Raw genomic sequence first — 13,372 nt, 5'->3', positions numbered from 1 at the left:
GAGCCGCCGCGCGTAGGTTCCTCTTCGACGCCAACTCGGCATGAACGTAAGGGGATTCGTGATGACTGTGGAGAAGGTCGAGTTCAGCAGCGACGGGTACCGGTTGGTCGGTGACCTCCATCTGCCCGAACCCGGGACCGAGCGGGGCGCAGTGGTGCTGACCGGCCCGTTCTCCGGCGTGAAGGAACAGGTCACCGGCTGTTACGCGAAGCGGTTCGCACAGCGCGGCTACCTGGCTCTGGCCTTCGACCACCGGAACTGGGGCGACAGCGAAGGAGAACCGCGTCAGCACGAGGACGCCTCCGCGAAGGTGTCCGACCTGCGTAACGCGGTCAGCTTCCTGGCCGCCCGGCCGGAGGTCGACCCGGAGAAGATCGCGGTCTGTGGGGTGTGCCTGGGTGGGATCTACTCGGTGCAGCTCGCCGCGTTCGACCCCCGGGTCAAGGCTGTGGCACTCATCGCGGCCGCCTACAACAATCCGGGGCTGATCCGTGACCGGTTCGGCGCGGAGAACTTCGCGGCGCTGATGGGCCAGTTCGCGCAGATCGCGCAACGGCAGTTCGAGACCGGCGAGATCGAGTACTGGCCCGCGGTCAATCCCGAAGGCATGCCCGCGGGGAACCCCGGCCCGGAACCGTTCGAGTACTACGGGACCGTGCGGGGCGCCGGCTCCGGGTGGGAGAACCGTTGCACCGCACTGTCCGTGCTGCAGGAGCTGACGCTGGATGTGGATGCCTTCCTGCCGCTGGTCACCGCTCCCCTGCTGATCGTGCACGGCAGCGGCGACCAGGCCATTCCCGTGGCCGACGCGGAGGCCGCCTTCGCGGCGGCGCCCGAGCCCAAGGAACTTCTGCTGCTGGACACGAGCAACCACATCGAGTTGTACGACGACGACAACTACGTACTGCCGGCCATCGATCGGACCGTGTCCTTCTTCGACAGGAACATGTGATGACGTATCGGCTGCTGGGCCGTGCCGGGCTGCGGGTCTCCGAAGCGTTTCTGGGAACGATGACCTTCGGAGAGGACTGGGGGTGGGGCGCGTCGGTGGAGGAATGCCGCGCGATGTTCACCGCCTACGCGGAGGCGGGCGGGAACGTGACGCGGTCAGCCAGTTGAACAAGGCCAGCGCGATCGAATTGGGCTTCCCACTGGAGTTCATCCTGGATACCACCGCCGACTTCGTGTACGGGCCCAGTGGAAGGCAGGTGCACGGCCGCCTTTCCTGAGGGTGTCCCGTAGCTGCCGGGCCGGGACCAGGAGTGAGTTCTTCCGTCTCCGGACCAGCCTCGCCGGCCGGCCGGTTCATCGGCGAACCGTGCGAGCTCGCGGACCGACACGAGCCCGTCGACGACATACCCGGGGCTATGGACTCGTCCGGTTAGGCATCACCGCATCAGCGACGCAACCCGTTCATCCGTGCGTCGCCGAGCACGTCGACGTCTACCTGAAGTTTTTTGCGCAGAGATCCGCCTCCAGGGTGGCGACCGTCGGGGACGTGCGGAGCTGCAGCGCTTCCGGACACGTGCACTCGCGGCCGGACATCGGCCAGGGTGCCGAGGTCAGCGGCATGCTGGTTTCCGGCCCTGCGGGTGAGGTGCGGTGTTGCGCAGCCGGTGCATCGGCAGACCCACGGGGACCGCCGGAGCAGCCGGCTCAGGCCCCGTGGGGCATGTGCCCGGGGGAGGCCCGCCGTTCGACGGCGTCCAACGCCGGGGCGATCACCTTGAAGGCCCGGTCGGTCAGCTCGGCGGGGTCCTCGGCACCCTCGCTGCCGCTCCACCGTTGCAGCACGGCGCCGAAGGCGGTCAGCGCCATCCCGGCGGCCAGCTGCGGGTACAGATCGGTGTCGGGGTCGAGCTCCAGGCGACGCGCCAACTCCGCCGTCAGGTCGTCGCGCCACTGCGCCTGGCGCTCCAGAAAGCGTGCGTGCAGGGCGGGGGTACGCAGAATCAGCTGCACCACTCGCAGCGCCCGGTCGGAGGGGTCGCCGCAGGCAGCCATGGAGACCCAGACGGCGTGCTGCAGCGCCACGGAGGGCCGCTCCTCGATGGGGCGGGCCGCCAACTCTGCGTGCATGCCGATGCCCATGTCGGCCAGAAATTGGACGACCACGTCCTCCTTGGACGCGAAGTACCGGAAGAAGGTGCGCTTGGACACTCCGGCCGTAGCCACGATCTCGTCGATGGTGACCGCGTCGAACCCCTTCAACGCCAGCAACTGCAGCGCCGCTTCGGTCAGCTCGTCGGCCACGAGCTGACGTTTGCGCTGAGCCAGGCTGATTTCGGGGTGGGCACTCACCCAGCAATCGTAGCGCCATGCCGTACATGACACCAAGTATCACCTTGACACCAAGTGCCATGCACGGCAGCGTATGCCATATGACACAGGAGCAGCGCTGGACTGTCGATCAGATCCCGGACCAGACCAAGCGGGTGTTCGTCGTCACCGGGGCCAACAGCGGCCTCGGTCTGGCGACCACCCGGGCGCTCGCCCGCCGGGGCGGGCACGTGATCCTTGCGGTGCGCGACGAGGGAAAAGGTCACCGAGCGGTCGCGGAGATCACCGCCGAGCAGCCGGGCGCCTGCCTCGAAGTGCGCCACCTCGACCTCGCCGATCTCGACTCGGTCCGCGCCTTCGCCGATCAGTTGCATACCGACCATGCGCGGCTGGATGTGCTCGTCAACAACGCCGGTGTGATGGCGCCGCCGCGATCGCTGAGCGCGCAGGGCCACGAGTTGCAGTTCGCCTGCAACCACCTCGGCCACTTCGCGCTCACCGGGTTGCTGCTCGATCTGCTGACCGTCGGGCGCGACCCCCGCGTGGTCACGGTGAGTTCGATCAACCACCGACAGGGACGCATCCACTTCGATGACCTCGCCGGTGAGCGCAGCTACTCGCCCATGGCCTTCTACAACCAGTCGAAGTTCGCCAATTCCGTCTTCGGACGGGAACTCCACCGGCGGCTGACCTCAGTCGGCAGCCCGGTGCGCAGCTTGCTCGCCCATCCCGGCTATGCCGCCACCAACCTGCAGACGAGTGCGCCGGTCGGCCTGTGGCGGGTGGTCCTGGGGCGCATGGGCAACCCGCTGTTCGCCCAGACCGCGGCCAACGGCGCTTTGCCACAGCTGTATGCGGCGACCGACCCGAATGCGGAGAGCGGTCAATTCATCGGGCCGGACGGCCTGGCCGAGCTGCGCGGCGGACCGACGAGGGTGCAGTTGTCCCCCGCGGCGGCCGACGCCGAGACAGGCCGCCGCCTGTGGGAGCTGTCGGAACACCTCACCGATGTGCAGTTCGTGTTTCCGACTCCTGATTGATCAGTCGGGGCACTCACCCCGGCCCGCACGAGGAGCGGCGGGCCGGGGCACAGCTCAGCGGTGGAGGTTTTCGCTGGAGAGGATGTCGAAAATCCGGTCCCGGGTCGCTACACGCCGGGACGGTTCGGCCCTCGTCCTCTGCGCATGCCGGTCGCCGACCGCGTAGGGGTGGCCTTCGCCTGCGTGGATCTCCGTGCCCGCTGGAGAGCCTGATGGACCGACCAGACGACGGATACCAGCGGAACAATCACCACCGCTCCCAGCACCCCCGCCGCGATCGCGCCACCGATCACCGAGAGTGCGACCACGACTGGATGCAGGCGGACTGCCCAGCTCATCACGATCGGGTGCAGCAGGTGCCCCTCGATCTGGCCGATGACGACGATCAGCGCGATGACAACGACCGCTACGATCGGCCCCTTTGACGCCAGAGCCACGACGGCAGCCACTCCGAGGGCGATGGGTGAGCCGATCAGTGGGACGAAGGCAGCGAAGAACTCCAGCAGCGCCAGCGGAAACGCCAGCGGCACTCCGAGTACGAAGAGGGCAAGCCCCACGAGTACGGAGTTGGTGGTGGCCACCACGACGATGCCGTGGGTGTACCCGGTGAACGTCCGCCACGCCGCCCGGCCCGCGATCTCCGTTCGCTCCCGCGCCGTCGCCGGAAGCTGTTCGCACAACCAGTCCCACTGCCGGTCGCCCGAGTGGATGAAGAAGACCGAGCAGAACAGCGCGAGAGCGAACACGGTCATCACCTCCACCAGTCGGCCCACGCCACTGAGCGCCGTACTGACCAGGGTGGACCGATGGCTGGACAGGTACTGTCCGATCCGGACCTGCAAGTCGCTCAGCGCCCCGGGGTTCAACCGGAAGGGTGGCTCCTCCAGCCAGCGCTCGATCCTGGCGAGGCCCTCTCTGAACTGCCGCTCCAGCCCGGCACGTTCTCCGGCAACCGCCTCGCCGACCAGGGACAGCACGCCGAGGACCAGGACGATACTGCCGAGGAGCGTCACTGCCACGGCGAGTGGCCGAGGCATCACACGAGCCAGGAGGTCAGCCGCCGGGCGCAACAACGCTGTGACGACCAGGCCGAGGAAGACTGCTACCGCAACCTCGTGGAACCGTCCCAGCACGGAAAAGACGGCGTAGACGACAGCTCCCACGACGAGCGTCCGCCAGGCGTAGGCAGCGGCCGTCCGCAGCGCGAGGGGCACATGCAGTTCCTGCGTCGGGCCGGCCGGTGCTCGCTGCGAGCCCAGGCCCCGGGGCGCGGGGCCCCTGATGCCACGCATCGCCTGGCGCGACGCCGCACGGATCGGGTACCTCCGCCTTCCAGGCCGGGAGCCGGGGTCCGGGTTGTCGGACTGGAGATGCGATCGCCTGGGCATTCCTTGCTGGTACCAGACGGCGCCGAATCCTCCCGGCTCCCGCGGCTGCACACTCGCGAAGTCACCCAACAGGCGCAGTCGCTGGTTCCCGGCAGAGATCTTCATCGCCGCAGTGCAGCGGGCATCGGCGCGCGCAACTCGACCGGTTCTCCTGTGCAGGCCCGGGGCGGGTCGTAGGCCGGGACGGATCCGCGCGCCGAGGCGCTCAGGGCACGGTGAGAACGATCTCGCCGTGCGCCTGGTGGGACCGCGGGCGCCGGGCAGCCCGGGTACCCTCCTCGAAGGCGAGCGTGCCGGCATCCAGGTCGATGGTGGAAGCGGCCTGACCGAGTCGGCCGATGTTGACCACGGTTCCGTCGAGGCGAGCAGGGGCAGGCAGTTGACGAAGCGCGGTCCGCCGGGTGGAGCAATGGACTGGCTTGGTGCCGGATGCCGACCAAGACTGGTCGCGTCAGGGCCGGCCGGTTTCCGGCCTGCCTCGGGGGAACCGACCCATCGAGTTCGAGGGAGCGCCCGTGGGCCTCACGATTCTGCGAGCCGGTCAGGGCAAGCGGCTGTTCCTCGCCCTCGGGAGCTGCACGCTCGTACCGCGGAGCGCTCCCCGCGTGCTGTCGGCATCCGGGCAAGTAACGGCGGACGCCGGTCGCGGAGTCGGTCGCGTGCAGCCGGCGGAAGCGAGATGAGACCGTGCCCAGGTCCGCGCACACCCGGTTGATCGTGCTGCGGCACGCCAAGTCGGCCTGGCCGGAGGGTGTACCCGACCATGAGCGTCCACTCGCCGGGCGGGGCCGCCGGGACGCCCCGGCGGCCGGGCGGTGGCTGCGCGATGCTCGGTGTGTGCCCGACCTGGTCATCTGCTCTACCTCCAGGCGTACCCGTGAGACGTGGGAGCTTGTCGCGGCGGAACTCGGTGTGTCACCGAAGGTGGTCTTCGAGCAGCGGGTCCATGAGGCAACCGCCTCCGCCCTGCTCGATGTGGTGCGTGCGGTCCCGGAGCGGCGGCGGACCGTTCTGCTGATCGGCCATCAGCCTGGCGTGCAGGACCTTGTCCTGTCCCTGGCCGGAGAAGGCGACGACCAGGCACTCGCACGGGTCCAAGGTAAGTTCCCGACCTCGGGCATCGCCGTGCTCCTGTTCCCGGGCCCGTGGTCCCGGCTCGGACCCGGCACCGCGGCGCTCACCGCCTTCACAGTTCCCCGCGGCTGACCGTCAGGCGTTGACCACCCCCGCCCCCAGCAGGCCGAACACCAGCACTCCGAAGACGATCCGGTTGATGACGAAGGCATGGGAGGAGTGCTGGGCAACAAACCTCAACGGCCAGGCGATGGGGGCGTTTTGCGACCACGAGGCCCGGTCGGCCCACCTCAGCCTGACGCGGCCGGCCGGGGTGTGGCCACCCGGCGGAGAGGCTGAGGCGCGGCCCGCCCCTCCGCGCCGTCCGCCGTTGCCCGGGGGCCCTGGGCCTTCCTTCCTGCGCGCTCGCCGGGTTCGCCTGACGCACGCGTCCTGCTCACCAACTGGGTGAGCGTGAGCTGCCTGGCCGTTCCCCCCCGGGCCGGCCGACGCCGACGGGGCTGGTGACGGGGCGTGTGGCAGCCCTCCGCCGGGGCGGGCACGTATATGTGCTGCCGTCGGCCGGTGTCGCGGGCGAGCGCGTCGCGGAGCAGGGGCAGGTGCGCGCTTACCGCTGCGAGGCAGTCGTGTTCGTCCCGGCAGGTGGGGCAGGTTGTCAGGTGGTCGCGGACCTGGGCGGTTTCCTCGGCGGCGAGGGCATTGAGTGCGTATCCGGCCAGCAGCTCACGGATCGTGCTGCATTCCTGGGGTGTGGTGAACATGGCGGGTGTCCTCTCGGGGCGGGGGGTCGCGCGGTCGGCGCGGCCATGGGGTTCAGGCGGTGGCGTCATCCTGGTCCTGCTCGGTGACGTCCATGGTGGATGTGGTCTGTTCGGCGGTGCTGTCCTGACGGGTGTGGTTCGCCTTCGATCGGCGGGGCCGCCGCTCTGCGGGCCGGCCCGGCGCCGGGCGAGGAGGACGAGAGCTGCGAACAGCAACGGGAAGATCCAGGAGGTTCAGCCGTGGATCGGGGATACGGTGGGCGGGCTCTGTCCGCGGCATGTCGATCCGGTCGTGGCTCGGAGGGTTACGCATGCAGTGGCGTCTTCTGGCCTCCTTGCCCTCCGCACCACCGCTTCCTTGGGGCTCCGTGGCGGGCGGCGCGTCCGGGTGTGCCCGAGGCCAGGGCCGCGGCCCGAAAGAGCGGTGACAGCGGTGCGGCTTCGTCCTGCGCCGGTCAGGCGTCGCGTCGCTTGAGGAGCCAGGCGGCGAGACCGAGGAGGGCGGCTGCGTATCCGGCGAAGAGTGAGAGACCTGTCCAGGGGGCCATCGCGGGATCGGGGACGACGGAGAGCACGGCTTGTCCGGCGTTGCTGGGCAGGTAGGGGTCGATGTGCTGAGCCCAGTCGGCCGGAAGCAGGGCGCCCAGTCCGGGCAGGACGAGCAGGATGCCCACCAGCGTGGCGATGGCTCCCGCAGAGCTGCGGATGATGGCACCCAGGGCGACGCCGAACAGTCCGACGACGGTGAGGTAGAGCGCGGTACCGAAAACCACACGAGTCACGCCGGGGTCGGACAGATGCGTGGACAGGTGAGCGTGAGTGGAGGACAGGACAGCCTGGCCACCGAAGTAGGCGGCGAAAGAGGCCGCAGTCATCAGGACGAGGACGACGCCGGTGAATACGGCGGCCTTGGCCACGAGCATGGGCAGCCGCCTGGGGACGGCCGTGAGTGTCGCATGGATCATTCCGGTGGAGTACTCGCCCGTGAACATCAGGACGCCGAGGACACCGACGGCCAACTGCGCGGGCCGGTACATGCTCAGGCTGACCTCGGCTCCGTTGAAGTGCGCCACTTCCCGGGCGTTGAGGTCGCCTGCCCGCAGGTGCGTGACCAGCATGCCCAACCCGACCATCGCGGCCACGGCGGTCAGCAAGGTGATCGACGTGGAGCGCACGGTGCGCAGCTTGATCCATTCGGACCTGAGGACCCGGAGCAGGGTCACCTTGCCGGGGCGCACTGTCGCGCCGAGCGGGCGCGTGAGGATCGTGGTCATGACGCGCTCCTTGCTGCGACCGGTTCCCCGGCGGCGGTGGAGCGGTACTCGACCGCGTCCCGGGTCAGTTCCATGAACGCCTCTTCCAGGGAGATCCGCTGGGGAGAGAGTTCGAGCAGGGTGAGGCCGTGGTCGGCGGCGGTGTAGCCGATCTGGTCAGTCGTCAGGCCGACTACTTCCAAGGTGTAGGGCGCGCAGGCAGTGAGGGTGACGTCCGGACCCGCGAGCAGACCTTTCAAGCGGTCGATGTCCGGGCAGCGCACGCGCACCACGGTGCGGGCCGCGCTGCGGGTGAATTCCTCGACCGAGGTGTCGGCGATGAGCCGGCCGCGGCCGATGACGACGAGATGTTCGGCGGTGAGCGCCATCTCGCTCATCAGATGCGACGAGACGAACACCGTTCGCCCCTCCCCCGCCAGGCTCTTGAGAAGATTCCGGATCCACCGGATGCCCTCCGGGTCGAGGCCGTTGACCGGCTCGTCGAGGATGACCGTGGCAGGGTCGCCGAGAAGCGCGCTGGCGATGCCGAGGCGCTGGCCCATACCCAGGGAGAAACCGCCGGCCCTTTTACTGGCGACCTCGCGCAGGCCTACGAGGTCGATGACCTCGTTCACGCGCTGGCGGGGGATGCCCGTCGTGGCGGCCAGGGCCAGCAGGTGGTGGTAGGCGGTGCGGCCGGTGTGGATGGCGCGGGCCTCCAGCATCGCCCCGACCTCGCGCAGGGGCGCTTCGTGCATTGCGTAAGGGCGGCCGTTGACGGTGACGTGCCCTGCGGTTGGGGCGTCCAGGCCGAGGATCAGCCGCATGGTGGTGGATTTACCGGCCCCGTTGGGACCGAGGAACCCCGTCACGATGCCGGGGCGGACCGTGAAGGACAAATCCTCGACGGCTGTCTTGCTGCCGTACCTCTTGGTAAGGCAGTGGGCTTCGATCATTGCGAAACCTCCGTTCACCACCTCACTCTCGCCCGTGACCGGCCCCTCGCACATCGTCCCCGTGCAGCGATTCCCGGCTACCACGTCCGTGGTACGGGGTCCGCCGGCCTACCGCGGGGACGGAACGCGACACGTACCTGCGCCGACCATCAGGCGGATGTTGCTGAGCGACTCGGCTCCATCGCCGGGCTGACCAGGCCGCTCTGGTAGGCGATGACGACGAGCTGGGCCCGGTCACGAGCCGCCAGCTTGGTCATGGCCCGGTTGACGTGGGTTTTGGCGGTCAGCGGGCTGATGAACAGGCGATCGGCGATCTCTTCGTTCGACAGGCCCAGCGCGACAAGCCCCAGGACATCGCGTTCCCGTGGTGTAAGGCACTCCAGCCGCTGGTGCATGGCTGCCGGGCACGCTTCCGGCTGCGTCAGAAATCGCGTGATCAGCGCTCGGGCGGCAGACGGGCCCAGCAGCGCTTCCCCGGCGGCGACTGTGCGCACGGCCTCGAGAAGCTCCTCGGGCCGCGCACCCTTGCCGAGAAAGCCGCTCGCACCCGCGCGCAGCGCCTCGGCGACGTACTCGTCGTCCTCAAAGGTGGTCAGGATGAGGACCTTCACCCCTGCGAGGTCCTCCGACTCGCCGATCAGCCGCGTCGCGGCGAGGCCGTCCATCTCGGGCATGCGGATGTCCATCAGGAGCACATCCGGGTGCTGCGCATGGGCCAGCTCCACTGCCTCGCGGCCGTTGGATGCCTCGCCCACGGTCTCCATGTCGTCCGCAGCATCGAACAGCATCCTGAAGGTGCCCCTCAGCAGGGCCTGGTCATCGGCGAGCAGTACGCGGATCGTCATACCCATCTCTCCTCGGCGGTCCGTTCGTTGCCGGACCGCCCGTGGCCGTTGCGGCTCGCAGGGGCAGATCGGCAGTCACAGCGAAGCCGCCCTGCGGGCGGGCTCCCGCATACAGCGTGCCCCCGACGATGGCAGCCCGCTCGCGCATCCCGATCAGCCCGTGCCCCGTCCCCTGGGTCGGCTGGTGGTGCGGTCCGACGCTTCCGTCGTCCTCGACGGTGATCGTCAGCCATTCGGGGCGGTAATGCAGGAACAATCGGGCGTGGTCCGCGCCGGCATGCTTGTGCACATTGGTCAGGGCCTCCTGCACGATGCGGTACGCGGCCAGGTCGACCGCCGGCGCCAGAGGTTCACTGATTCCGCGCTGACTGTGCCTGACCGCCAGGCCGGCGCCTTCGAACGACGCCAGCAGGGCCGGTAGCTGCGTCAGACCCGGCATCGGATCGCGCGGCGCCGCCGGATCACCCGACTGCCGTAGCAGGCCTACGGTCGCGCGCAGTTCATCCAGCGCCGACCCGCTGGTGTCCCGGATGTTCTCCAGCGCGGCGAGTGTCTGCTCCGGCTGCCGCTCCGCAAGATGGACGGCGACGCCTGCCTGAGCGTTGATCAAGGCGATGTGGTGCGCGACGACGTCGTGCAGCTCGCGCGCGATCCGGACCCGCTCGGCCGCCACTCGCTGCTGTGCCTCCTGCTCACGGGTCCGCTCCGCGTTCTCCGCCCGTTCCTCCACGGCTGCCACATAGGCACGGCGTGACCGCACCGCGTCCCCGATGGCGGCCGACAGAGCCGTCCACGCCAGCATCACCGCCTTCTCCGGCTCCAGCCACGAGCCCGGGGCGAACGCCACGGCCGCCCCCACCAGGACGGCGGCCGTGACCGCCGTGGTGGTCCAGGTGGTGCGCCGGTCGGTCTGCACCGCCATGGTGTACACGGACACATCGACCGGGCTTGCCACCAGCGGGCTCTCCCGGAATCCGAGCACCTGAAAAAACACCCCGCAGGCGACCGCGACCGCCAGTACGCCGAACGGGTGACGACGTCGCCACATCAACGCCGAGCAGCCGACCGCCGCCAGCACCACGCCCTGCCACCGGAACTCAATCCGGTGCTCGTCCGGCACAACAGCAGAAGCCGCAGCCGACAGCACGAACAGCACGGCCGACATCAGCGCGTCCACCACGCCGGGCCGGGCTCGCGCTTCCCGCCTCCAACCGTTGATCACTGCCATCCCTCCACCGTAAGTGCGGAGACCGGGCCAGGCATCGTGTCGGTTCGGCAGGGCAGTCCCCGGGCACGGGGCTGTTGACCGGGTTGCGCAAGGGCTTGAAGGCCACAGTTCCCGCCACACCGTCCGCTCCTGGCTGCGGGCCATCTTCGAGTCCGGTCCGTTCACCGCCACTTTCAACGTCTCCGGCAATCCCGCGATCAGCCTGCCGCTGGGGCAGAGCCGGGAGGGCCTGCCGATCCGGGTGCAGCTCGTCGCCGCGCACGGCCGGGAGACCTGCTGCTCCAGGTGGCCGCCCAGCTGGAGCAGACCGTCCCCTGGAAGGAGCGCCGCCCACCGATCCATGCGGGCTGAACCCGCCGCCACCCCCGGGGCCGTACTCCCGCGGACGGCAGGCGCGCGCCGTCTGAGACAATGGACGCTCACCTCGGAGCGTGGCGGACCGCCGTGCTCGTCCCGTCACAGGAGAGCACGCAGTTGCCCCAGAAGCACGCGGCCCCGTCCGGCGGCAGCGGCCGCAACGACCTGCAGGCCGACTGCGCGAACTGCTTCGGGCTGTGCTGCGTCGCGCTGCCCTTCGCCCGTTCCGCAGACTTCGCGGTGGACAAGGACGCCGGGCAGCCGTGCGCGAACCTTCAGGTGGACTTCCGTTGCGGCATCCACACACGTCTTCGGGAGAAGGGCTTCCAGGGCTGCACCGTGTTCGACTGCTTCGGTGCGGGCCAGAAGGTCTCACAGGTCACCTTCGGTGGAACGGACTGGCGGCAGGCGCCTGAGAGCGCCCGCCCGATGTTCGAGGTCCTGCCGGTCATGCGGCAGCTCCACGAACTGCTGTGGTACGTCACCGAGGCCCTCGATCTCGCGCCGGCCCGCCCCGTCCACCCGGATCTGCGCCGTGCGCTGAAGCGCGTCGACGGCCTCACCCGGGGGGACGCTGCATCGCTCATGGACCTCGACGTGGCGGCGCAGCGCGACGATGTGAACGCCCTGCTGCTGCGGACCAGTGACCTGGTGCGGGCCGAGGTGCCCGGCCGCAAGAAGAACCACCGGGGTGCCCAGCTGATCGGGGCCAGGCTGAGCGGCGCCCGGCTGCGGGGGGCCAGTCTCCGCGGGGCCTGCCTCATCGGGGCCGACCTCAAGAAGGCCGACCTGCGCATGGCCGACCTGATCGGGGCGGACTTGCGCGGCGCCGACCTGAGCGGAGCCGACCTCACCGGGAGCATCTTTCTCACCCAGGCCCAGCTCAACGCGGCCAAGGGCGACTCGGCCACCAAGCTGCCTGCCGCCCTCACCCGTCCCGCGCACTGGTAGCCCGCGGCGGGGTCACCACGACCGCGGTCGCCACGATGCTTGCGCCGTCCCAGGCCAGGGTCTGCCACGTTCCGGTGAAACAGTCCAGGCACACTCCGCCTACGACCGGGGCCCGAATCTTCAGGCTTCCGGTGAAGGTACCGTTCCTAACCAGTGTGCGTGAGCGTCGAGCCGGGCCAGGGTGGGTCGCTCCTCGGGGAGCGTCACAAGCTCCTGGCCCCTCTCGGGGACGGGTTCGTTCGGCTCCGCATCCACGCCGATCGAGGCGATCTCGGCACTGCGGGCCCACCGCCGCCGCGTGATGGCCGTCGCCGTGCGTCATGCTCCCGACGATGCCTCCGGGCCGGCTCGGCGCACGGCCGGCCCAGGGCGGCCCGTCCCGGGCGGGCACGATGGGCCTCGGTGCCGCCCCGCGCCGGGCCGGCGTCCTCCGCACAGCCGGCGAGGCACAGGCGACTGCCCGGAACACGGCAGCAACGATTCGATCGGCGCAGGCCTGTTGCGCAGGATCACTGGTGCCGCTCCGGACCCCTGTCGCAAGGAGAGCGCCGCCGGCCACTGACAGGAGCGCCGGATGACAGCGGGAGGTCCCGCGGGCGAACCGGCGGCAGAGCACTCGTCCTCTGCCGCCGTTCTCCTCGGTACGCAGTGATGGTGCGTCAGCCGTGGTAGTTGATGTAGCCGTTGCGGTCGGGGTCGGAGCCGGTCTTGGTGTAGGCGTGGACGTCGGCCCGGCTGCCCGACGGCTTGTACAGGTAGATGGTGTCCTTGTCGTTGTTCCAGATGAAGTTGCAGTTCTGGCGGTAGACGACGTTCTTGGCGTCGGAGTCGGTGCCGTGGCCTCCCCGCAGCTTCACGTAGTCGCCGGGCTGGAGGTAGTGGCTCGCCGAGAAGGTGAAGCGGTTGCCGGCGGCGTCCTTGACGACGTAGCCCCTGAGATTGACGGTCGCCGTCGACGAGTAGTTCTTGATCGTCAGGTACTCGTCCTTGGTGTTCCCGGTGGAACACCTGTTGGAGTCCGAGCCCGGCGCGTCGTACTGGACACCCTTGATCTTCAGCGCCGACGAGTATTCGGCTGCCTGTGCCGGGGCGACGGCAACAACCGCGATGGTTCCGGCAGCGGCGACGGTGGCTATGACATGGCGTATGCGCATGAGGAATTCCCCCCAGTGGTGCGGATGAAGCGCCTGGAGCATACACAATTCGTGATGGAAAGTTGAAGAAAAGGTGATGTATATG

At 69.3% G+C, this 13,372-nt stretch carries 14 protein-coding genes and 1 pseudogene; 5 read left to right on the top strand and 10 right to left on the bottom strand.

Annotated elements, in window-relative coordinates; all coding sequences use genetic code 11:
* Positions 1-61: 61 nt before the first annotated feature.
* Together OG972_RS35730 and OG972_RS35725 are read left to right on the top strand one after the other, a co-directional pair.
* Positions 62-952 (top strand): alpha/beta hydrolase, encoded by an 891-nt coding sequence (locus tag OG972_RS35730; RefSeq protein WP_266988660.1) that lies wholly within the window; start codon positions 62-64, stop codon positions 950-952.
* The gene (locus tag OG972_RS35725) at positions 952-1,119 is read left to right on the top strand and encodes a hypothetical protein (RefSeq protein WP_323135915.1); all 168 of its coding nucleotides are present in this window, start codon (positions 952-954) and stop codon (positions 1,117-1,119) included. Before OG972_RS35730 ends, OG972_RS35725 begins: the two co-directional genes overlap by 1 nt.
* Positions 1,120-1,656: 537 nt before the next feature.
* Here OG972_RS35725 and OG972_RS35720 read toward each other — a convergent pair.
* A complete protein-coding gene (locus tag OG972_RS35720) occupies positions 1,657-2,301 on the bottom strand; it encodes a TetR family transcriptional regulator (protein WP_266988659.1) in 645 nt (214 codons plus the stop codon).
* Positions 2,302-2,381: 80 nt separating this feature from the next.
* On the opposite strand from OG972_RS35720, the gene OG972_RS35715 reads away from it, so the two are divergent.
* On the top strand, positions 2,382-3,320 hold the full coding sequence (locus OG972_RS35715; RefSeq protein WP_266988658.1) for an oxidoreductase: 939 nt from the start codon (positions 2,382-2,384) through the stop codon (positions 3,318-3,320).
* Between the two features lie 107 nt (positions 3,321-3,427).
* Here the strand turns inward: OG972_RS35715 and OG972_RS35710 are convergent, their stop codons facing one another.
* A complete protein-coding gene (locus OG972_RS35710) occupies positions 3,428-4,534 on the bottom strand; it encodes an AI-2E family transporter (RefSeq protein WP_266988657.1) in 1,107 nt (368 codons plus the stop codon).
* A 379-nt stretch (positions 4,535-4,913) separates the two neighbouring features.
* Positions 4,914-5,057, bottom strand: a complete 144-nt coding sequence (locus OG972_RS35705) for a hypothetical protein (protein ID WP_266988656.1) — start codon at positions 5,055-5,057, stop codon at positions 4,914-4,916.
* Positions 5,058-5,395: 338 nt separating this feature from the next.
* Between OG972_RS35705 and OG972_RS35700 the strand changes: the two genes are divergently transcribed.
* A complete protein-coding gene (locus OG972_RS35700; RefSeq protein WP_266988654.1) occupies positions 5,396-5,914 on the top strand; it encodes a histidine phosphatase family protein in 519 nt (172 codons plus the stop codon).
* A gap of 3 nt (positions 5,915-5,917) precedes the next feature.
* On the opposite strand, the pseudogene OG972_RS35695 reads toward OG972_RS35700, so the two are convergent.
* The 6 genes and pseudogenes from OG972_RS35695 to OG972_RS35670 form a co-directional block, all read right to left on the bottom strand.
* Positions 5,918-6,040 (bottom strand): annotated as a pseudogene (locus OG972_RS35695) (undecaprenyl-diphosphatase); the annotation flags it as partial.
* A 32-nt stretch (positions 6,041-6,072) separates the two neighbouring features.
* A complete protein-coding gene (locus OG972_RS35690) occupies positions 6,073-6,543 on the bottom strand; it encodes a zf-HC2 domain-containing protein (RefSeq protein ID WP_266988652.1) in 471 nt (156 codons plus the stop codon).
* A 455-nt stretch (positions 6,544-6,998) separates the two neighbouring features.
* The gene (locus tag OG972_RS35685; protein WP_266988650.1) at positions 6,999-7,817 is read right to left on the bottom strand and encodes an ABC transporter permease; all 819 of its coding nucleotides are present in this window, start codon (positions 7,815-7,817) and stop codon (positions 6,999-7,001) included.
* Positions 7,814-8,752, bottom strand: a complete 939-nt coding sequence (locus OG972_RS35680; RefSeq protein ID WP_266988649.1) for an ABC transporter ATP-binding protein — start codon at positions 8,750-8,752, stop codon at positions 7,814-7,816. Before OG972_RS35680 ends, OG972_RS35685 begins: the two co-directional genes overlap by 4 nt.
* 149 nt (positions 8,753-8,901) lie before the next feature.
* A complete protein-coding gene (locus OG972_RS35675; protein WP_266988648.1) occupies positions 8,902-9,597 on the bottom strand; it encodes a response regulator transcription factor in 696 nt (231 codons plus the stop codon).
* Positions 9,569-10,825, bottom strand: a complete 1,257-nt coding sequence (locus OG972_RS35670) for a sensor histidine kinase (RefSeq protein ID WP_266988647.1) — start codon at positions 10,823-10,825, stop codon at positions 9,569-9,571. The genes OG972_RS35675 and OG972_RS35670 overlap by 29 nt, the downstream gene beginning before the upstream one ends.
* A gap of 474 nt (positions 10,826-11,299) precedes the next feature.
* Between OG972_RS35670 and OG972_RS35660 the strand changes: the two genes are divergently transcribed.
* On the top strand, positions 11,300-12,133 hold the full coding sequence (locus OG972_RS35660; protein ID WP_266988645.1) for a pentapeptide repeat-containing protein: 834 nt from the start codon (positions 11,300-11,302) through the stop codon (positions 12,131-12,133).
* 659 nt (positions 12,134-12,792) lie between these two features.
* Here OG972_RS35660 and OG972_RS35655 read toward each other — a convergent pair.
* Positions 12,793-13,287 carry a lamin tail domain-containing protein gene (locus tag OG972_RS35655; protein WP_266988643.1) on the bottom strand — a complete coding sequence of 165 codons (495 nt, stop codon included), beginning with the start codon at positions 13,285-13,287 and terminating at the stop codon, positions 12,793-12,795.
* Positions 13,288-13,372: the final 85 nt, after the last annotated feature.

This window comes from Streptomyces sp. NBC_01669 (assembly GCF_026339735.1).
Classification (GTDB): domain Bacteria; phylum Actinomycetota; class Actinomycetes; order Streptomycetales; family Streptomycetaceae; genus Streptomyces; species Streptomyces yanii.
Note: the sequence above shows the minus strand (reverse complement) of the source record. Positions and strands in the feature narration are given on the sequence as shown.